At 49.3% G+C, this 20,227-nt stretch carries 19 protein-coding genes; 1 reads left to right on the top strand and 18 read right to left on the bottom strand.

The genetic code is table 11. The features are described from left to right. Positions 1 to 69: 69 nt before the first annotated feature. Positions 70 to 651: a malonic semialdehyde reductase gene (locus Q8K39_RS05650; protein ID WP_305258652.1), complete on the bottom strand. Its 582-nt coding sequence runs from the start codon at positions 649 to 651 to the stop codon at positions 70 to 72. A 112-nt stretch (positions 652 to 763) separates the two neighbouring features. Here Q8K39_RS05650 and Q8K39_RS05645 point away from each other — a divergent pair, with 112 nt between their 5' ends. Then, positions 764 to 1,192, top strand: coding sequence for a DUF1841 family protein (locus Q8K39_RS05645; RefSeq protein ID WP_305258651.1), 429 nt, complete (start codon positions 764 to 766; stop codon positions 1,190 to 1,192). A gap of 83 nt (positions 1,193 to 1,275) precedes the next feature. Here Q8K39_RS05645 and bamC read toward each other — a convergent pair whose 3' ends face one another. The 17 genes from bamC to trpB all read right to left on the bottom strand — a co-directional run bounded on the left by bamC (position 1,276) and on the right by trpB (position 20,182). Beyond that, positions 1,276 to 2,445 (bottom strand): outer membrane protein assembly factor BamC, encoded by a 1,170-nt coding sequence (bamC, locus tag Q8K39_RS05640; RefSeq protein WP_186951683.1) that lies wholly within the window; start codon positions 2,443 to 2,445, stop codon positions 1,276 to 1,278. Positions 2,446 to 2,522: 77 nt separating this feature from the next. Beyond that, positions 2,523 to 3,407 (bottom strand): 4-hydroxy-tetrahydrodipicolinate synthase, encoded by an 885-nt coding sequence (dapA, locus tag Q8K39_RS05635; RefSeq protein ID WP_305258650.1) that lies wholly within the window; start codon positions 3,405 to 3,407, stop codon positions 2,523 to 2,525. A gap of 99 nt (positions 3,408 to 3,506) precedes the next feature. Then, complete coding sequence (locus Q8K39_RS05630) at positions 3,507 to 4,001, bottom strand: bifunctional 2-polyprenyl-6-hydroxyphenol methylase/3-demethylubiquinol 3-O-methyltransferase UbiG (protein ID WP_305258649.1); 495 nt, start codon at positions 3,999 to 4,001, stop codon at positions 3,507 to 3,509. Positions 4,002 to 4,134: 133 nt separating this feature from the next. Then, the gene (locus Q8K39_RS05625) at positions 4,135 to 4,794 is read right to left on the bottom strand and encodes a site-2 protease family protein (RefSeq protein ID WP_186951685.1); all 660 of its coding nucleotides are present in this window, start codon (positions 4,792 to 4,794) and stop codon (positions 4,135 to 4,137) included. 75 nt (positions 4,795 to 4,869) lie between these two features. Continuing rightward, positions 4,870 to 5,493: an L-threonylcarbamoyladenylate synthase gene (locus tag Q8K39_RS05620; protein WP_305258648.1), complete on the bottom strand. Its 624-nt coding sequence runs from the start codon at positions 5,491 to 5,493 to the stop codon at positions 4,870 to 4,872. 53 nt (positions 5,494 to 5,546) lie between these two features. Then, entirely contained in the window at positions 5,547 to 6,422 is an 876-nt protein-coding gene (gene htpX, locus Q8K39_RS05615) for a protease HtpX (protein ID WP_305258647.1), read from the bottom strand. A gap of 74 nt (positions 6,423 to 6,496) precedes the next feature. Beyond that, complete coding sequence (locus Q8K39_RS05610) at positions 6,497 to 7,387, bottom strand: 3',5'-nucleoside bisphosphate phosphatase (RefSeq protein WP_305258646.1); 891 nt, start codon at positions 7,385 to 7,387, stop codon at positions 6,497 to 6,499. A 123-nt stretch (positions 7,388 to 7,510) separates the two neighbouring features. Continuing rightward, positions 7,511 to 9,826, bottom strand: coding sequence for a TonB-dependent siderophore receptor (locus Q8K39_RS05605; protein WP_305258645.1), 2,316 nt, complete (start codon positions 9,824 to 9,826; stop codon positions 7,511 to 7,513). Between the two features lie 177 nt (positions 9,827 to 10,003). Beyond that, entirely contained in the window at positions 10,004 to 11,320 is a 1,317-nt protein-coding gene (locus Q8K39_RS05600) for an ABC transporter permease (RefSeq protein ID WP_305258644.1), read from the bottom strand. 47 nt (positions 11,321 to 11,367) lie between these two features. After that, positions 11,368 to 12,315 (bottom strand): ABC transporter ATP-binding protein, encoded by a 948-nt coding sequence (locus Q8K39_RS05595; protein ID WP_305258643.1) that lies wholly within the window; start codon positions 12,313 to 12,315, stop codon positions 11,368 to 11,370. 243 nt (positions 12,316 to 12,558) lie between these two features. After that, the gene (purF, locus tag Q8K39_RS05590; protein WP_305258642.1) at positions 12,559 to 14,076 is read right to left on the bottom strand and encodes an amidophosphoribosyltransferase; all 1,518 of its coding nucleotides are present in this window, start codon (positions 14,074 to 14,076) and stop codon (positions 12,559 to 12,561) included. Between the two features lie 22 nt (positions 14,077 to 14,098). Continuing rightward, on the bottom strand, positions 14,099 to 14,587 hold the full coding sequence (locus tag Q8K39_RS05585; RefSeq protein WP_305258641.1) for a CvpA family protein: 489 nt from the start codon (positions 14,585 to 14,587) through the stop codon (positions 14,099 to 14,101). 20 nt (positions 14,588 to 14,607) lie between these two features. After that, positions 14,608 to 15,627 (bottom strand): SPOR domain-containing protein, encoded by a 1,020-nt coding sequence (locus Q8K39_RS05580; RefSeq protein WP_305258640.1) that lies wholly within the window; start codon positions 15,625 to 15,627, stop codon positions 14,608 to 14,610. A gap of 61 nt (positions 15,628 to 15,688) precedes the next feature. Further along, the gene (gene folC / locus Q8K39_RS05575) at positions 15,689 to 16,978 is read right to left on the bottom strand and encodes a bifunctional tetrahydrofolate synthase/dihydrofolate synthase (RefSeq protein ID WP_305258639.1); all 1,290 of its coding nucleotides are present in this window, start codon (positions 16,976 to 16,978) and stop codon (positions 15,689 to 15,691) included. A gap of 55 nt (positions 16,979 to 17,033) precedes the next feature. After that, positions 17,034 to 17,909, bottom strand: coding sequence for an acetyl-CoA carboxylase, carboxyltransferase subunit beta (accD, locus tag Q8K39_RS05570; protein ID WP_186951695.1), 876 nt, complete (start codon positions 17,907 to 17,909; stop codon positions 17,034 to 17,036). 85 nt (positions 17,910 to 17,994) lie between these two features. Next, complete coding sequence (gene trpA, locus Q8K39_RS05565; protein ID WP_305258638.1) at positions 17,995 to 18,792, bottom strand: tryptophan synthase subunit alpha; 798 nt, start codon at positions 18,790 to 18,792, stop codon at positions 17,995 to 17,997. Between the two features lie 121 nt (positions 18,793 to 18,913). After that, the gene (gene trpB / locus Q8K39_RS05560) at positions 18,914 to 20,182 is read right to left on the bottom strand and encodes a tryptophan synthase subunit beta (protein WP_305258637.1); all 1,269 of its coding nucleotides are present in this window, start codon (positions 20,180 to 20,182) and stop codon (positions 18,914 to 18,916) included. Between the last annotated feature and the right edge of the window lie 45 nt (positions 20,183 to 20,227).

Below are 20,227 nucleotides of genomic sequence, written 5' to 3'. Positions count from 1 at the left end.
AAAATAAAGAGCCCGCAAGAATAATTGCAGGCTCTTTTTACTTTAATGTCACACTACCACGCAAGATGATCAGACAATCTTGCAAGCCTCATCAAAACTCAGGCGAGGTGAGCGTGGGAAAAGTTGTTGCGCATCGCCATAACCCAGATTGCAAATGAAGTTCACTTTAACCGTGGTGCCAGCAAAAAAAGCGGCATTGAGCTTGTCTGCATCAAAACCCGACATAGGGCCACAATCCAGTCCCACTGCGCGTGCCGCGAGCATGAAGTAGGCACCTTGCAGGGATGAGTTACGGAAAGCGGTCGCATCGATATTGGACTGGTTGCCAGCGAACCACGAACGGGCATCTGCATGCGGGAATAATTGCGGCAGCTTTTCAAAAAACTCCATGTCCATGCCTATGATGGCTGTCACTGGTGCAGTCTTGGTTTTTTCAAAATTACCTTGGGAAACGCAACCCAGCAATTTTTGTTTTTCAGCATCAGACCTAACGAATACGATACGCGCTGGCGAACAATTGGCAGAAGTGGAACCCCATTTCATCAAATCATATATTTCTTGCAATTGCGTATCAGTGACTGACTTATCCAGCCAGGCATTATGCGTGCGTGCATTTGTAAACAAGGTATGGAGAGCGTCTTTGGATAACATGGAGTATTCCTTTCAAATAATCGGTGGATAATAACCCATGTCATGAAAAGCTTCAGGGCGACAAAAGAAAATACCTTTTACAATAGGCGCACTTTTTAATTTGGACCTTTTCATGTTCACCCCTAGCCAGCACGATGTACGACGTTTTTTTTGTGAAACCTTCAGGAAAACCCGCGAAAACCTGATACTGACGCCACTGGAAATCATTGCCTCTGACTGGATCAGACAGCATCCTGAGTATGATATTGACCTCGCCGATATAGAGCAGGCTCTTGAAGCCAGTTACAGTGTAGACCAAGGGCAAACCAATCCGTTTTTGCATCTCTCCATGCATTTATCGATAGCTGAGCAAATCTCGGTGGATCAACCTCCAGGGGTGAAGCAGGCATTTCAGATACTGGCCAGAAAGCATCAGTCTGAGCATGAGGCACACCATGAAATCATGGAGTGCCTGGGTGAAATGATATGGAATTCACAAAGGACAGGTTTGCCGCCGGATGGGCAAGCCTATATAGAATCGTTGAAGATACGCTGCAGTTAAGTTTGGCGATGCTTACCTTAATTGCGTATGCGCCGACAGCAAAAAAGCGAGGCCAGGCCTCGCTTTTTCATCATACATACATCTTATTTCAGTTGGTCATTCAACAATTGCAGGATTTTCTCTGCGACTGGTGATGAATCCACTTTTCCATCACTATTATGTACCGACACATGGCTGATTTCACCATTGGCAGCATTTTTGACCAAAATACGATACTTCTGCGCATTTTTTACTGCATCAGTGGATGAGCCAAACGAGAACAAACGCGAGAAGAAGCCTTCGCTGGCACCTTTGGTCTTGGCATCAATGTCCTGATCCACATAACGGACAAAGTACAAGCCTTGCGAACGATCACGATCTTCAACAGTAAAGCCAATGCGATCCAGTGCCAGACCTACCCTACGCCATGAGCGTTCAAATGCCTCATCTACTTCAACATAGGTTTTGCCATCGTTTTTCAGCAATTGCGAACGAGCCTTGCCTGGTGTGCTAGGCGCAGCCACAGCAGTTTTAGCTCTTTCACCATCAGTACCCAGACGCACCATCAGGCGGGACAGAAATTCTGCTTCCAAACCAGGGTCGACTGCACGAGGCGTCCATACCGTTCCATCTTTTTGTGCACCGACCAATACTTCTTGAGCGCCGCGGTGACTGATGTAGATTTCTACCTCGCCATTGGCACCACGTTCCAGACGGGTACGGAATTTGTCACGTTCGCCTGTGGAATACAGTGAGTCGAGTACTTTACCCAGAGTATTGCGGATAATGTCCTGAGGGATTTTGGCACGATTTTCTGCCCAATCGGTTTCCATGACACCAGCTTCCTGATTCTCAACATTGATCAGGAATCCCAGTTCTTGCCAAAAGTCCTTCAACTGTGGCCATAGCGATTCAGGCGTGTCTTTTACCACCAGCCAGCGAGTTGTACCATTGCGCTCTATGCGCATATTCTGGACTTGCTTGGCTGCGATTATGCCACCGCTACCACTGCTGGCAACTTTGTTTCCTTTTTCCAGGTTATAGCCGGATGCTGTAGCACTGCTTTTGTTTGCTTCTGGGATAGAAAAACGATTGTCGCGTCGAATTTGCGTCAAATCGGGTGGCACCTCCAGGGATGCGGACGTTGTCTTACTGGCGCTTCTATAGTCGATCCTGTTTGGTTCGAGAATATTGCCGATTGAACTACAGCCAGTCAAACCTGCCAGCGCCAATGCGCCTATGATGCCGTTTTTAGCAACAAAGCTTTTTGCCATGTGAAAGTCCCTACGAATTATTATCAATTAAAACTGCGTGAAGCAAACGTGCGAGTTACCTAGCCGTTCAGGAGAAATCATTGTAGTACACCAGCTTCACGCATCGCTGCGCGAACGGTTTCATGATATTGCTCAGCCATAGTCACCAGAGGCAAACGAATACCGCTTGGTATCAGACCCATTTCCACCATCGCCCATTTCACTGGCAATGGATTGGGCTCAATAAACAATTTATTATGCAAGGGAATCAGGCGGTTATTGATGGCAACAGCCTCCTTGACATCACCGCGCATGGCAGCTGCACATAATTCATGCATGGCTTTTGGAGCAACATTGGCCGTTACGGAGATATTGCCTTTGCCACCATACAACATGAGCGCGACTGCAGTTGCATCATCACCTGAATACACGGCAAAGGAAGCAGGTGCCAAGCGTATCAGGTCCGTACCGCGGGCAATATTACCAGTTGCATCCTTGACACCAATGATGCCAGGCACTTGCGCAAGGCGCAGTATAGTCTCATTCGACATGTCTGCCACTGTACGGCCGGGCACATTGTATAAAATGATAGGAATATCAACAGATTCAGCAATCTTTTTGAAATGCTGATACATACCTTCCTGGGTAGGACGGTTGTAATAAGGCACGACTTGCAAAGACGCATCGGCACCAGCCTGTTTTGCGAACTTGGTCAGGTTGATTGCTTCCTCAGTTGAATTGCCGCCAGAACCAGCAATGATAGGGATGCGCTTGTTGGCATGTTCGACCGCCACGCGTATTAATTCGCAGTGTTCCTCAACAGAAACAGTGGGAGACTCACCCGTCGTACCAACGATCACGATACCGTCTGTGCCTTCGTCGATATGCCAGTCTATCAATTTGCGCAAACATGGCAAATCAAGACTGCCATCTGCATGCATGGGGGTTACGATCGCAACCAGACTACCCTGAATCTTTGTCATGTTAATGCAAGAAAAAAGTAAAACCCTGATTGTAGCGGATACACTGCTAATCTGGGCGCAAATAGCTGGAATAAGCCTCTAAACTTGTGAGCATTTGCTTCAAAGCCTATCCAAAACAGTGATCTTTCCAGTCTTTCTGGCACAAATACGCTGCACCATGCCTGGTTTGGGCTGCTCTACATAGCCATCCTCGTAAGCAATAACGCTCATCTCCACCTGGGAGTTAGACTGCATTTGCGCGAGAAGTTCGCCGTGACGTAACAAAAAAGCCGGATTAGAGGGTTTACCAAAATTTTCATTGCCAGCAGCAAAGGTTTCGTAAATCAAAATGCCATCTGGTTTAAGGCTGGCGAGCAAATGCGGGAATAATGGGCGGTGCAGGTAATTGCAAACGATGATGGAAGCAAAACTATGCTCAGCAAATGGCCAATCGTAACCGGCCTCACCAGACTCTAAATCATGTAACTGTGTTTCGATACCCGCCGCGTTCAAGGCAGGAAATCCCTGATCACTTTTGTCCAACCCCAGAACGGACGAACCTAGTTCACGCAAGTAAAAACTGTTTCTACCACTACCGCAGGCCAGATCCAACATGACCCCATTCTGCGGTCTCAGCAAATGAGAAAACCGCATTAACCAGGAGGAAGCCATATCAGTCTGCTGCGCACAGCTCCCATGATGTTTCACCTGCTTCGTCAATAATCCTCTCCTTCATCAAACCGCATATTTAAGTCAGCAACGCAATAAAAGGTGATGCCAGCAACTGCAAAACAAAGTTGCCAACGGTCATCACAGGAATCATCCAATATTGCAAAACATGAAGCAGGGCCAGACCTATGAGGATAAAGAAACAGTACGGCTCTATCTTTGCATACTTGTAGGCTTGCGCATGGGGCAACAAACTCAGTATGATCTGTCCGCCTGCAAGAGGTGGAATCGGCAATAAATGAAACGCAAACATGGCTAGATTGGTCAACACACCTGCTGTCGCCATTTCCTTGAAAAATGGTTCTTTGACAGACAATGCTACGAGCAGAATAGACAATAACATCCAGGCAAATCCCATCAGCAGATTAACTGCCGGACCAGACAATGCTATCCATTTCAAATTCTTTTTTGGGTCGCGCAACATGGAGTAATTGAGAGGCATGGGCTTAGCATAACCAAACAAGAATGCCCCTTGAGTCACCAGATAAAGAACCACAGGAATGACCAGCGTTCCCATGGGATCGATATGTACCACGGGATTGAAACTCAAGCGCCCTTGCGCCTTCGCAGTTGTGTCGCCAAAATAGCGCGCAGCATAACCACGCGCCGCTTCATACAGGGTAATGGCAAAAATAACAGGCAAGGCATAAACCAAAACGGTTTGTATCAATTCATTCATGTATCAGCTCTAAGTAGTTCTAAGTCGTTAGAATGCAAGAAAATTCTCAGTCGCGAGATTGGTCAGACTGACAGATTACAGCCCAAACAAGGCAACGTCCCCGCGTCCCTGACGCACAAGTTCCGGCGCATCGCCAGTCATATCTATTACCGTGGTTGGCACCAGGCTGCAAGCACCGCCATCGATGACCAGATCGACGAGTTTCGCCAGTCTTTCCCTGACCTGCTCAGGGTCGGTCAAAGGCTCTTCCTCGTCTGGCAAAATCAGGGTCGCACCCAGCAAAGGCTGCTTCAACTCTTCCAGCAAGGCATGGGTAATGGAATTTTCAGGCACGCGCAAACCTATGGTCTTGCGAGAAGGGTGACTCAGGCGGCGTGGCACCTCCTTGGTCGCCTCGAGAATAAAGGTATAAGGCCCAAGCGTGGCTGCCTTCAACATGCGGTACTGGCGATTATCAACCTTGGCATATAGAGAAATCTCAGACAGGTCACGGCAGAGCAAAGTCAGATGATGCTTTTCATCGACGCCACGGATTTTGCGCAGGCGCGTGACGGCATCCTTATCGTCCAGGTGACAAACCAGCGCATAGCAAGAATCCGTAGGCAAGGCAACGATGCCACCATTATCGATAATCTGCACTGCCTGCTTGATCAATCTCAGTTGCGGATTATCAGGATGAATTTGAAAAAATTGGCTCATAAAAAGAAGAAAGGCGGTAGCTCTGCTACCGCCACAAAATTAATTACCGAAAATTAACGCATATTCTGCAATGCGGCAATACGTTGTTCCAGCGGAGGATGGGTAGAAAACAAAGCACTCCAACCTGGTTTATCACTAATCCCTGACGCCGCCATGGATTGTGGCAATGCACCTGGCTGCAAACCACCCAGTCTTGCCAAAGCGTGCATCATGGGCTGACTGTTGCCCAGCAATTTGGCAGAACCGGCATCTGCACGAAATTCACGTTGACGGGAAAACCAGGCAACGATCATGGATGCAGCAATACCAAACACAATCTCACAAACAAACACTGTGATCATATAACCAATACCCGGCCTGCTATCATTACCATTACGAAAAACCGCTTTATCGACAACATAACCAACTACACGCGCCAGGAATACTACAAAAGTATTCACTACGCCCTGTATCAACGTCATGGTCACCATGTCGCCATTCGCGATATGGGCAACTTCATGCCCTAGTACGGCTTCAACTTCTTCCCGTGTCATACCGTTAAGCAAACCTGTAGAAACAGCTACCAGGGCCGAGTTTTTAAAAGCACCCGTGGCAAAGGCATTCGCCTCACCATTATATATCGCTACCTCGGGCATGCCGATACCGGCTCTCTCTGACAGAGCCTTAACAGTATTGACCAGCCACAACTCTGTCGATGTAGAGGGTGACTCTATGACCTTGGCACCTGTTGACCATTTTGCCATGGGCTTGCTGATCAGCAAGGAAAAAATGGCGCCCGTAAAACCCACTACCAGGGAAAAGGCCAGCAGCGTCGATAGTTGCAAACCGTTAGCCGTCAAAAACCGGCTAACGCCCAGCAAAGACAAGACCACGGACATGACGGCGACAACCGCCAGATTTGTCAGCAAAAACAGGACTATACGTTTCATGAATACCTCCACTGGGAACACACGATTCATGCCCTGTTAGATATGGCTTAAGCCCGCATTTTCAAGGCTGCGTTTCAAGGTAGCGACCACTGCTCCCATACTGGCTTGGCCATTTTTGGCAAAACCGGCAAACGACCTATGTCCACTTCTGCATCTTGAGGAGAATGAAAGTCTGAGCCACGTGAAGACAAGAAGCCATAATGAGCCGCTATCCTGGTGTACTCATCATATTGATCGACCGTGTGACTACCCGTCACTGTTTCTATTGCCAGACCACCAAGGTTTTTAAACTCAGTGAAAAAGGCATCATATGCCAGCGGACTCAGGTCATACCGTCCCGGGTGCGCCACCACCGCCATACCACCGGCGCCGCGTATCCAGCCTACTGCCTCAGACAGCGTTGCCCAGCGGTGCGGCACAAAACCTGGCTTGCCATCTGCCAGATAATGCCGGAAAACATCGGACACTGTGGCGCAAGCGCCAATCTCGACCAGGTACCGGGCAAAATGCGAACGTGAAATCAGGTCTGGATTGCCAACGTACTTAAGCGCACCTTCATAGCTATTCGCTATACCAGCCTTGCTTAACAGTTCGGCAGCCATATCGCGCGCCCGACGCTCTCGACCCGAGCGAGTTTGCGCCAAGCCGTTTACCAGATCAGGATTGGTTTCGTCGAGATTCAGTCCGACGATATGGATAGTCTTGCCAGCCCATGTGATAGAAATTTCTACTCCGGGAATATAAATCATCCCCAGATCAAGAGCCGCCTCGCGCGCCTCGGGAATGCCGCGCACCTCATCATGATCAGTCAGCGCCCATACGTCAACACCATTAGCTTTGGCACGTACGGCAAGTTGGGCTGGTGCCAGCACACCATCAGAGACGATGGAATGGCTATGCAAATCGGCATTTAGTTCTGGAGATAACATGATGAATACGATGAAAATCAGGCTGACGGTCTTCATCTTTTCCCCGGACTGCCTGTTTTAGCCAGGAATTACTTGCCTATACACCGCCTTCTGCAAGTATTGTACTCTTCGTGACAGGATCGTGCTGCACTGCACGATCCTTTGTTTTTATGGCATGACTTACAGTTTCATCTCTACACGCAAAGTCCAGGTGGTGTAGGTTTTGGATGTGTTGTAGTCAATACGGTTGAGCGAATCAGAGTTAATGATGCTGCCGCTCTCATAATCATTGGCCCGCAGATTATTGGCAGACAAACGCACTTGCAAGTTCGGGTTGAATTTCCACAAGCCATACAGATCAAGCTGACGCTTTATACCTGTCTGATTGATCTGGATATTGCTGCTTTGCATCTCATATGCAGGCGTCCAGTTGATATTGCCACCTACCGTCAGCGCGGTGCCTGCCGGACGATAGTCCAGCCCAAAATTTGCAGTTTGCGTAGGCTGCTGATCAAGGCGATTGTTTGGCCCCTGAATATCATCCACACTGGACCAGAAATGACTGTAGTTGCTGCGCACATCAATAGCCGGGCCATCAGGGAAAAATTCCTGCAGTTGAAATTTCGCTTCCAGCTCTATGCCTTTGGTCGTTGCATGACCGATATTCACAGGCTTGGACACCTGACGTGGCTTGTACTTGCCATCAGCCGGATCCAAAAATTGAACTTCCTCTGTGTTTCTGCGAATCAGATTATCGATATTTCTGACAAAAAAATTGGCGCTGATAATACCCGCCCGTGTCAGGTAATGTTCATAGGCGATATCAATGCCCTTGGACAGTTCTGGTTTCAGGTATGGATTGCCAGTGCGATCAGGGCGAAAAACACTGTTCTGATTGGAAATACTGGTCACAGCAATCAAATCATTCAATGCTGGCGCACGATAACTTTGCGTCAGACTGGCTCTGATCTGATCTTTGCCAGCACCAGGAATACGCCAGACGCCATGTAAGACTGGGCTCCAGACACTGCTGGCATTTTCTATTGACTGCCCCGCAACGATGCTGCTGGTTCTGATGCCCTCCCAGCGCAAACCTGCGTAGGCAGAAAACTGTGCGTTGATATCCAACTCATCTTGCGCAAAAACAGCCAGTCGGCGGGTATTTGCATCCAGGTTATCACCAGACTCTGCAAACTGCGCCTTGCCATTATTCAGTGAAATACGGGTCTGACTGCGCTTGCCCATTTCCAGGTCCCAACCTGCTGCCAAAGTGTGGCCTTCGCCATAGGGCATGGTGAATTTACCACCGGTATTGATACTGCTGTCCCGGGTATTGTTGACGTCACTGATCACGTCTATCTGCTTGCCATTCTTATCAAACTGGTAGCGCAAGGAATTGCTTTCCATCTTGCCGAGACCACCACCAAATCTGATATTCAGTTTCGAGTTACCCTCGAACTTATGCTGCCAGTTACCAAAACCACGCAAAAATGTTGTTTCCGAACGAGCAGATCCGGTTGCCACTGCAAATTCCTCAACAGTATTCGTGTTAGGGTCTGCTTTAGGAGAGCGATAAATTTCGTTGACCGTGCTCTGAGTACTGGAATCACTCCGTGAATTCATCAGGAACGGCTGCATCATCAAGGTATCGCCATTTTCAAATTTGTAGTTGAAACGCGGTGTTAAATGGATGCCGGTCGTTTTGCGATTGGTTTGATCATATTGATCTTGTATCAATGTATCATCTCCATTCTGGTTTTTTTCATTGGTCAACGTACTACCATCATCATGCTGGCGATTCTGAAAAACAGAACCACTCAAGGCATACGACAAACTACCAATTTCACCAGGCACGGTCAGCGATACATTTGGTGCCAGCCTGCCTTCTTCATAAGCCAGGGACAATTTCAGGTCGATATCTTTTTGCTTATATTCTTCTCGCAAGACTATGTTGATCGTGCCGGCAATTGCCTGGGTACTATATTCAGCAACCGAGCCACGGATAATTTCTATGCGCTCCACCTGGTCAGGTGTCAGGCTATCCATGGAAAAACCACGGGGTGCTCTTTCGCCATTCAGCAATATCTGGGTATAGCCATTACCCATACCGCGCATGCGTATGTCACCACCACGGCCAGGACGCCCGCCCACTGTTACACCGGGCAAACGTTTAAGCACGTCGCCGATGCTGCTGTCACCATTCCTATCCAATTCTTCCCGGCCAAAAATAATCTTGGCAGCTGTTGATTGACGGCGCGCTTCCTGATCAGTACGACCACCGCTGATGGTGACCTTCTGAACCCCGTCATTCGCTGAAGGCGCAACTATTTTCTTGTCATCAGACTTTGCTTTTGCTTTGACCTTGGCATCTTGCGTGGTTTCTTCCGAATTTTTAGCAGGCTCGGATGAAGTTGTTTGCGCATACGCAAATGAACTTACCGAGAAAGCACTGGCGACTGTCAGTGTCAGAGTACGCAATCTTAATTTTGGATACATAGGTTTCAAACATAAAAACACAACACTCATGAGCGCAAGCAAGTCCTGCGCTCTCATGTCGAGATTGTATTTTTAAGCAAGCCTGAATACCAGCGAAGGCCGCTCCATATTTGTATGGAATTGAAACAACATGTCTGTGTCAGTTACTTTGCGATACCCGACAACAATGACGGTTAATCAGCCTCTGCGAAAACGCCATAACGCAATAACACCAAAAAAAACCGTGAAAGCCAATTGCACACCAACTGCAGGCAAGGCAGCATCGAGCCCCAGCCCACGCCAGGTCATGGCATCCAGACCGTCCACCGCCCAGCGCGTAGGCACGACCAACGTCGCGGTTTGCAGCCACTGCGGAAACATGAACGATGGCATCCAGGCGCCACTCAGCATAACCATAATCAGAGTCGCGAATACTGAAATCCCACGCGCTGCTTCTGGCGTTTTACCAAAGGCGGCGATCAATAAACCAAAGCTGGCGGCCATAAGCGAGAATGAAATGACCACAGCAATAAACCCCGGCAAACTCCCTGCAATTTGCACTTTAAACACCAGAACAGCGACCAGGAAGATGAAACACATGAGGAAACAGGCAATCAATGCACAAGACAGTGCCCTGGCAATCAGCACGGTGTTCAAGCCTACCGGTGCTGCCAACAAGCGGTTCCATAAACCCAGGCGCCTGGCCAGCAGTATGCCTATGCCAGCATCAATCGCCATGAACAAAATAAACTGTACGCTCATGCCTGCAAATGAGTGTGCGTAGCCATTATATTTATTGGTAATGGGATCGCCCGCAGTCATCACCTGATCCTTTGTAACAAATGGCATGCTCAATCCGGCATTTGCATTTGCAACCGCTGACGAGCTTGCGGCACCTGCATCCTTACCTGCCTGCTGACTGAGCTGGAATTTTTTCAGGCTGCCAAGAAAGTCATGCAATTCTCCGGCACCTTTATTGCTCTTATCCACTTTCTCCAGGTCTTGCAAGGTCTGGTCAACAAAGTTGCTGCCGCTTTTACCATTGAACATTTCAGCACTGACGCTTTGCATGACTTGCTGCGTCAGCATGCCCTTGACCATCGCCAGAACTGCTGTTTGCGAAGGATCATAGAAAATGGCAAGTTCCGGTTTTTCCTTGCCGCCGAATAATGCCCCGCCTGCATGCTCGCCAAATCTCTCAGGTATAAGCACTGCCATGTTCAGTTTACCCTTCAATACCAGGGCCTTGGCCTCTTCCAATGGCAGTTCTTTGACCAGTAGAGTAGGCTCGTCTTTCAGGCCTTTTAGTATTTTTTGACTGATGACATGATTATCCTGACTGATTACTGCGATCTCTATTTTTGCCGCATCTTTAGTGTCCTTGCCACCAGTGACAAATCCAAAGAAGGCTCCCAACAAGATAGGCATCACCAAATTGAGTAACAAGGCGCGGCGGTCTACCAAAAACAGTATCAGGTCTTTCCGTATCAATGCAATCAAGGCGGTCATCATCATCCCTCAGTAATTTGCGTTGTTACAGTATGGATTTAAGCAACATGATTTTAATCGCGCAGACTACGTCCAGTCAGCATCAGAAATACCGCTTCCAGATTGGTCTTCGCAGTCGCAAAATGACTGGTCTTATAACCCGCTTTGGCAAGCCAGTTGAGCAAACTCAGGGCCACTTCATGTTCAGTCAGCGCCACATCCAGATGCTTGCCATGGTCAGACATATGCACGCTGTCCACGCCGGGCAAGACACTCAGGGCTGCCACATCTGTCTCTGCAATTGCGGTCAGCAAATCCAGCTTTAGTGCCGCTTTTGCGGGCAGGCGACGATACAGGTCTGCTGGCGTTTCATTGGCAATGACTTTGCCGTGGTCGATAATCACGATATGGTCAGCCAGCCGCTCGACCTCCTCCATGTAATGACTGGTGTAGATCAGCGTACGGCCTTGTGATTTCAATACTTCCAGGCTATCAAAAATCGCATTGCGACTTTGTGGATCAACACCTACTGTAGGTTCATCGAGTATCAACAATTCAGGATCATGCAAAAGTGCTGCCGCTATATTCAGGCGGCGCTTCATCCCACCAGAAAACGTGGATGGCTTGTCACCTGCCCTATCGAGCAGATTAACCAGATCCAGCACGGCATCGCAACGCTGCTGCAACTTACTACCAGACAATGCATACAAAGCACCGAATAATTTCAGGTTTTCTCTGGCCGACAGGTCTTCATACAGCGCCAAATCTTGCGGCACAAGGCCAATCTTGAATTTGACGGCATTATTACCCGCCCCCATCGTTTGCCCATCCAGCAACACCTTACCCTGATCTGGCTGCAACAAGCCACAAATCATGCTGACCGTGGTTGATTTACCTGCACCATTCGGCCCCAGCAAACCCAAAGTTTGCCCGCGCACAACAGAAAAAGAAACATCATCAACAACCTTACGAGCAGCATAAGCCTTGGTCAAGTGTTGCACATCCAGCAGCGCGCTTGTCATGAGAATGCCTTTGTTGAAGAAGCAGTGCAGACAATGGTAGTGCAAACGATGCTTTTACTGCAAACAAGTCTGAAAACTACGAGCCAGTTAGCAACAAGTTTTTACATTAAGGCATGAAATTCACTGAAGAACACTAGATTTATCATTTCCCCACTCACCTGCAATGAAAAAATCCTGCACATTCAAATGTGCAGGCTTTCATTGCGTTACCAAATCCTGAACCAGCTTAACTCACGTAACCCATCAATCTGCGACGGCCAGATTCAAGTTCAATTGCGAACGCAGCAAGTCCTCCGTGTCAGGACGTGGGCTATTGCGTGCCGTTTCCAGTTTGTCGAGATATGCTGGCGTGACATCACCAGTGATGTAAAAACCATCAAAGCATGAAGCTTCTATGTTTTTCAACCGCGGATTAACATCAGAAATCGAACGTTTCATGGCAGCGACATCCTGATACACCAGGGCGTCCGCTGTGATTTCGCGGCAAACTTCTTCTTCGCTACGGCCATAGGCGATCAACTCACTGCGGGTAGGCATGTCGATACCGTAGACGTTAGGGAATTGCACCGGAGGGGCAGCAGAAGCAAAAATCACGCGCTTGGCACCGGATTCCCGCGCCATTTGCACGATTTCACGACTGGTAGTTCCCCGGACGATGGAATCATCGACCAGCAAGACGCTCTTGCCCTTGAATTCAGAACCAATTGCGTTCAACTTTTGACGCACTGATTTGCGGCGTACAGCCTGGCCAGGCATCATGAAGGTGCGGCCTATATACCGATTCTTGATGAAGCCTTCTCGATAATCCAAGTTCAGTTTCAGTGCCAGTTCCATTGCCGACGGTCGGGAAGAATCTGGGATAGGCATGACCACATCAATTTCACCATCGCGAAATTGATTGCGCACTTTCTCGGCCAGATACTCACCCATTTTCAAACGGGTCAGATACACCGAAGCGCCATCGATAATGGAATCAGGACGAGCCAGATAGACATATTCAAATGCACATGGATTCAAACTAGGATTGTCAGCACATTGCTGGGTGTGCAGCTTGCCATCCATGTCGATGAACAAGGCTTCACCCGGTTCAACATCACGCAGGAACTTGAAGCCCAGACCTTCGAGAGCAACAGATTCGCTGGCGATCATGTATTCTGCACCGCTTTCAGTTTGTGAGACGCCGATGCAAAGGGGGCGAATACCAAAAGGATCACGAAAAGCCAGCAAACCATAGCCTGAGATTTGTGCCACGACAGCATAGGAACCGCGTACACGCCTGTGCAGCATGGATACCGCACGAAACAGACCTTCAGGGTCCAGCGAATAACCACTGGTGACTTCCTGTATCTGATGCGCCAGGATATTGAGCAAGACTTCAGAGTCAGAATCCGTATTCAGATGACGGCGATCATTCTTGAATAGCTCAATCTTCAACTCTACTGCATTGGTCAGGTTACCATTGTGTGCCAGCACGATACCAAAGGGTGCATTGACATAAAAAGGTTGCGCTTCTTCTTCGCTGGTAGAGCCAGCAGTTGGATAACGCACCTGGCCGATACCGACATTACCCGGCAAAGAACGCATATTGCGGGTACGGAATACGTCACGCACCAGACCATTCGCTTTGTGCATGGCGAACTTATTGCCATGATTTGTTGCGATACCGGCTGCATCCTGACCGCGGTGCTGCAACAGCAGTAGCGCGTCATAAATCAATTGATTGACAGGATTATTTGAGAATACGCCTACGATGCCACACATGGTGGACTCCTAAAAAAAACAATTAAAACTTTACATGCTCCGAAACAGAGGTCGGCAACAGTGGAATCACTGTGCGCGCTGCAGTTTCTGCGAGAGGGCTGAGCCAGGCTTCGGTCCAGAATGCCTGCTGCGGTATAGAGGTCATACCGCAGAGCAAGACTCCCGCCAACACCAGAATACAACCCCGCGCCAGGCCAAATAACCCCCCCAAGCCACGATCGGCCAGAGTCAGGCCACTGGCCTTGATCAAGGCATCCACTGCCAACATGATCAGCGCCATAATCAGACGCACACCAATGAACAAGGCAATGAAGGCCACGATCAGACGCAACAATTGTCCTGGCACGACAGATGGCAACCAGGTCGCCAATACATCACTATAGGCATTGGCAATCACAAATGCGACTATCCAGCTAAGTAGTGACAAAATTTCTTTAATCAAGCCGCGCAGTGTGCTGATGACAATAGAACAAACCAGAATCAGCAGCACAAGATAATCAAACACGGTCACGCCAGATATTCCTCACGCATTCAGTTAGGTGGCAGGCTGGCACTCAGGCCCAGCTTGCTTAATTTGGCGCGCATTTTATCCGCCTCTTCTTTGGAAGCAAAGGGGCCTACCCTGACTCTTATCACTTCACCATTCGTCGTTATTATCTTTTGCGTATAAGAGTGGATATTGGCAGCATTCAGCTTGGCTTGTACCTCATCCACTTTGGCTTGGGTAGAAAACGCACCAGCCTGTACTGTGTAAGATGATTTTTCAACTGACTTCTCAGCCGCTTCAAGTTTGCTGACTACAGGCTTGGCTACTGGTGGCGCTTTACCCTCAAGTATGGCCAGTGCACGGGCAGCCTCGTCGTCAGCGTTGCCAGGTTTGGCAACAACAGGCTTGACTTCAGATTTAACTGGCTTGACGTCACCTTTCACTTCACTCTTCGCAGTTGCGGCTTCTTTCTCCACCGGCTTTGGAGGAGTTTGCAGTGGCTTTACCTCAACTTTTGGCTCAGGTTTGGTATCCACTTTCGCAAGTGACTTGGTTTCGGTTTTTATTTCAGGCTTGACCTGCGCTGCAGGCTGTGCTGTGGCTGCATTGGTAGCGGCAGTGGCCGTTTTTATCTGCCTGTCCGTATTTTCATTGCCAGCAACTTTGTTTTTTGGCAAAGACGGTACTTCTATGATTTCTTCGGGAGGTTCAGGTGACAACGGATTCTTTGCCTTTGGCACGACTACATCAGCATCCCCCACCTTGTCCTTGGATGGGATACGGATACTGATATCGTCGGCCAAAGGCTTAGGATCAGAATCCAGTATCATAGGCAAGCCTATGATGGCCGCCAGAGCCAAAGCAACAGCACCTATCAGGCGGCGTCTGGCACGTTTTTTCTCGGGCAGTATGGGGTCGTTGACCTTGGAGCGCCTTCTGGGCTCGGCCTTCTTTGTCCTGGAACGAGTTTCGATACTCTCTTCTTCGGCGCGGGAACGGAATTCACCACTATCCTGAGTATCGGAAGTTTCTTGCTTCTGTGTAAAACGCGAGAGCAAACCCATGTGCAAATTTCTGGTTAGTTAGCCAAAGGGCTTGTCATCAACAAACCCTCTGGCAAAAACATCAATGGAGTGCCGAACGGCGGGCGCGCATCACACCTGCAACCGTCAGGAAAGATCCAAAGACCACTATTCTATCATTTTCGCCCGCTTTGCTGATGGCTGCCGAATAAGCCTGCTCTGGCGTATCGAAACCAGTAACAGTTTTTTCGGTATCTGCCAGCGCGCCAGCGGCGATCAGCTTGTCTTTCAATACCTCAACTGGGGCCGCCCGCGGCAAAGGCAAGGCCGTGACACACCAGTGATCTACTTTATCTTTCAGTTGCGCAATCACGCCATCGATATCCTTATCGAGCATGGAACCAAATACTGCGTAGGTATAGGCATGGAAACCCATATTGTCGAGATTTTGCGAGAGCGTAGCCGCTGCATGCGGGTTGTGCGCCACATCCAGCACCACGGTCGGGCGACCTGGCATGACCTGAAAACGCCCTGGCAAATCCACCATCACCAAACCGGTACGAACCTCTTGCGCGCCTACTGGCAACGCCAGCTTCAATGCTTCCAGCGTGGCCAATACAGCAGACGCATTCAGGAGCTGGTTGGCACCTCGCAAGCTGGGATAGCCAAGGGAATTGCGGCGCTGGCTACGGCCAGCAAAATTCCACTGTTGCTTGTCGCCGTTATAGTTGAAATCACGACCGAACAACCACAAATCAGCACCTATGGTATTCGCATGATCAATCAGGGACTGGGGTGGCAAAGGGTCACCGCAAATGGCTGCCTTACCTGGGCGGAAGATACCGGCTTTTTCAAAGCCTATCTTTTCCCGGGTATCACCGAGATAATCGATATGATCGATATCGATACTGGTGACAATGGAGACATCGGCATCAATGACATTCACGGCATCCAGACGACCACCAAGTCCGACTTCGAGGATCACTACGTCAAGTTTGGCGTCTGCCAGCAATTTGCAGATTGCCAGGGTGGTAAATTCAAAGTAGGTAAGCGAGATATCGCTACGTGCTTCTTCAACGGCATTGAAAGTGGAGATAAAAACATCGTCCTTCACCATTTCGCCATTAATACGGGCACGCTCATTGAAATCGAGGAAATGCGGCTTGCTGTACAAGCCCACACGATAGCCAGCTTGCATCAACACCGCTTCCAACATGGCACAGGTGGAGCCTTTGCCATTTGTGCCAGCCACCATAATGACGGGGCAATCGTAGTGAATGGAAAGTTTGTTCTTGACCGCAGCAACGCGATCGAGGCCCATATCAATTTCTTTGGAATGGCGGGTTTCAAGTACGGCCAACCAATCAGCCAGGGTGGCAGGTAAATTTGTCATAAGATAAAAAAAGCCCGAACAAAATGCTTCGGGCTTATTGGATATTCACTATAAATCAGGATGATACTGCTTCAGCAGGCTGGTTTTGCAACAAAGCCAGCAAACGCGCGATTTCTTCACGCATCTTGCGACGGTCAACGATCATGTCGATGGCGCCTTTTTGTAGCAGGAATTCAGAACGCTGGAAGCCTTCCGGCAATTTTTCACGCACAGTGTTTTCAATCACGCGCGGACCAGCAAAGCCAATCAATGCCTTGGGTTCGGCAATCACCACGTCTCCGAGGAAGGCGAAAGAAGCCGACACACCACCCATGGTAGGGTCAGTCAACACAGAGATGAAAGGCAACCTCTTTTCAGACAGCTTGGTCAACATGGATGTGGTTTTTGCCATCTGCATGAGGGACAGCAAGCCCTCTTGCATACGTGCACCACCAGTGGCGGTAAAGCAAATGAAAGGCACCTTTTGCTCCAGTGCCGCTTGCGCGCCACGTACAAAACGCTCACCAACAACGGAACCCATGGAGCCGCCCATGAATTCAAACTCAAAGCAAGCTACAACAACAGGCACCGCCATAATGGAACCGCCCATGACGACCATAGCATCAGTTTCACCAGTAGTTTCCAGTGCATCTTTGAGGCGATCAGGGTACTTTTTGCTGTCTTTGAATTTCAGTGTATCGATAGGCAATACTTCCTGGCCGATTTCATAACGACCACCTGCATCGAGCAAGGCATCGAGGCGCTCACGTGCACCTATACGCAAATGATGGCTGCATTTTGGGCAAACATGGATATTGGCTTCCAGATCAGAACGGTAAAGCACCGCTTCGCAAGAGGGACACTTGACCCACAAACCTTCGGGAATCGACTTACGATTTGCAGATTCCGAGCGTTGTATACGCGGTGGCAACAGTTTTTCTAACCAACTCATGTTTTCTCCTTATGGCCGCCAGGCTGTCTTTTTAACAACCCGGCATCAGGTTCATTCTGGTAAAAGAACCAGTCAGGCGCGTATTTTACTCGTCCAAAGCCTGTCTGACACCAGAAATAAAGCTTTTCACTGCAGCAACTGCGTTTTCACGCGGAGTATTTTCCAGTTCCTGGATGATACGCGAGCCTATCACCACCGCATCCGACACTGTGGAAATGGCTTTCGCCGTCGCACCATCACGTATGCCAAAGCCTACGCCTACTGGCACTTTGACATGCTTTCTGATGCGCGGGATCATGGCTGCAACTGCATCCAGATCAAGCGCGCCAGAACCGGTGACACCCTTCAGCGACACATAATACACATAACCACTGGCAATTTTACCAACTTGCGCAATGCGTTCATCGGTAGATGTCGGTGCCAGCAAGAAAATCGTATCCATACCCTTTTGCTGCATTTTACTTGCAAATTCTTCACATTCTTCCGGCGGGTAATCGACGACCAGCACACCATCCACCCCAACTTCAGCTGCCTGGGCGATGAAGGTATCCTGGCCCATGCGCTCTATAGGATTAGCATATCCCATGAGCACAACTGGTGTCTTTTGATCACTTTGACGGAATTCGCGGACGAATTGTAATACATCCCGCAAGCCAACTCCAAATTGCAATGCCCTCTCCGACGCGCGCTGTATCACAGGGCCGTCTGCCATCGGGTCAGAAAACGGCACGCCCAACTCGATAATATCGGCCCCACCCTCGACCAGGGCATGCATCAAAGGCACCGTTATTTCAGGCGCTGGGTCACCTGCAGTGATGAAAGGGATTAAACCCTTTTTATTACTTGCTGCCAATGCAGCCATGGTATTTTGAATTCTTGACATCTTGTCTGTCCTTTTTGATGCGCTACCAACAACGCAATGGCATCAATCTAAATCCTTGGAAATGAAGACATGCAGGCAGCATCTCTACATGGATATGCCTGCACGTTTGCTCAAGGGCGAATCAGAACTTCAGCCCTGCCCGCTCGGCCACGGTGTGCATATCCTTGTCACCACGGCCAGACAGATTTGCCAAGACTATCTTATCCTTTGACAAAGTCGCAGCAAGCTTGGCGGCATAAGCGAGAGCATGACTGGATTCCAGCGCAGGGATAATGCCTTCTATGCGACAGCAATCATGGAAAGCTTTGAGCGCCTCATCATCAGTAATCGTCACATATTGCGCACGACCACTGTCCTTCAACCAAGCATGTTCAGGACCGACACCTGGGTAATCCAAACCCGCTGACACAGAATGGGTCTCTATGACCTGACCGTTATCATCCTGCAGCAAATAAGTACGGTTACCATGCAATACACCGGGGGACCCTGCCGTCAGTGAGGCTGAATGCTTGCCACTTTCCAGCCCCTCGCCTGCTGCCTCCACACCGATGAGCCTGACTTGCTGGTGATCAATGTATGGATAAAAAATGCCCATGGCGTTAGAGCCACCGCCTACGCAAGCCACCACATAGTCTGGCTGACGTCCGGTCTGCTCAGGCATCTGCCATAAGCATTCCTCACCGATGACGGACTGGAAATCCCTGACCATCATAGGGTAAGGATGTGGCCCGGCCACCGTGCCTATGATGTAAAAAGTATTATCGACATTAGCTACCCAGTCACGCATGGCCTCATTGAGAGCGTCTTTCAAAGTCTTGGAACCTGACTCCACCGGCACCACGGTTGCACCCAGCAACTTCATGCGATATACATTTTGCGCCTGGCGCTTGACGTCTTCAGAACCCATATAGACTATGCATTCGAGTCCAAAACGGGCGCAGATAGTTGCTGTGGCAACGCCATGCTGACCGGCACCAGTCTCAGCAATCACGCGCGGTTTACCCATGCGTTTGGCCAGCAAAGCCTGACCGATGACATTATTGATCTTGTGGGCGCCGGTATGATTCAGGTCTTCACGTTTGAAATAGATTTGTGCCCCGCCCATCAGATCAGACCAGCGCTTGGCGTGATACACGGGCGACGGGCGACCGACAAAGTACTTTAATTCGTTGCGAAACTCAGCCAAAAACTCAGGATCATTCTGGTACTTGGCGTAGGCTTCTTTAAGCTCGGACAACGCATGCGTCAGCGTCTCGGACACAAAGGTACCACCGAACTGACCAAAATGACCACGTGAATCTGGTAAATGATATTGAGCTGACTGATAAATTGCCTGGCTGGCGTTAGACTGGCGCTCGAACTGAGCATCCAGAGACTGAAGTTCTTTCATTTTCTTTCCTTCAAACTGGCTTGAAAGCGATGAACTGAGGGAGTT

It is taken from the genome of Undibacterium sp., from assembly GCF_030683615.1.
Lineage (GTDB): Bacteria > Pseudomonadota > Gammaproteobacteria > Burkholderiales > Burkholderiaceae_D > Undibacterium > Undibacterium umbellatum.
This window is presented reverse-complemented; position numbering and strand designations above follow the sequence as displayed.